Annotated in this window: 1 protein-coding gene; it reads left to right on the top strand. The window is 45.2% G+C overall.

Annotation, left to right across the window (positions count from 1 at the left end):
• On the top strand, positions 1-1126 hold a 1126-nt coding region (locus ACR6Z4_RS32170; RefSeq protein ID WP_479721393.1), incomplete at both ends, for a WD40 domain-containing protein.

Raw genomic sequence — 1126 nt, 5'->3', positions numbered from 1 at the left:
TACTGAACTAGCATGGTCTCCGAATGGTCAAATCCTTGCATCAGGTTCTTGGGACAAGACGGTTAGACTTTGGGATAAAGAATCAGGGGAAACGTTCAAAATACTTCAGATAGGTGCTGTTTATAGTTTGGCTTGGTCACCAAGTGGAAGAATCTTAGCTTGGGGAGCTGCTGATAAAACAATTTGGCTATGGGATGTTCAAGCAGATAAAGTGCATCAAACCTCTCCAGAACACAATTTTTCTGCCTTTCGTGTAGCTTGGTCGAAAGATGGAAAGACTCTTTTCTCTTGCGACGATCACGGTATTATTAGAGCCTGGAATGTTGATCAAGATAATACAACCACTTTAGTTTCACAAGATCGAAGATTTCATCATCAGATTGGAAGCTTAAATAGCTCTGAACTATCAATATCACCAGATGGTCGAAAACTCGCATTTGTTACTGGTAGTAATGCTTTACAGATTCGTGATATTGCAACTTGGAGAGAGGAAATTCTCCTTGAAGGACACATTGCTACGATAGACCACATTGGACTATCGCAAGATGGTCTGATCTTAGCCTCAAGTTCTCGCGACAATATTCTTCGGATATGGCGATGTGACAATGGTGAAACAGTAGCAATCCTGTCTGACTTTTCATCAAAATACGGTTCATGCCTTGCATTTCATCCACAGTTACCATTCCTTGCTACACAAGGCAAAACAGATGACGTTATACGTGTTTGGGAAATTGACTACAAAGCTCTACTTGGACAGGTTGGCAATGTTTCCGTCCGTTACACCACTGCTAAACTCGTCCTTGTAGGAGACTCTGGTGTAGGCAAAACGGGTTTAGGCTATCGGTTAGCCCACAATGAGTTCAAAGAACATGCCTCCACTCACGGTCAGCAGTTCTGGGTCATTGATGAATTGGGCAAAATCCGCGAGGACGGCACGCAGTGCGAAGCGGTCCTGTGGGATCTGGCGGGTCAGCATGTGTATCGCTCCATCCACTCTATTTTTTTCGACCATGTGAATGCTTCGCTGGTCTTGTTTGACCCCAGTAACCGCCAAGACCCGCTCAAGGGGGCAGAGTTTTGGCTGGAGCAGCTAAAAGGCAACGCCCAATTGCCGCCCAGTGTGCTG

The sequence above is a fragment of the Calyptranema fuscum S582 genome (assembly GCF_055793305.1).
Note: the sequence above shows the minus strand (reverse complement) of the source record. Positions and strands in the feature narration are given on the sequence as shown.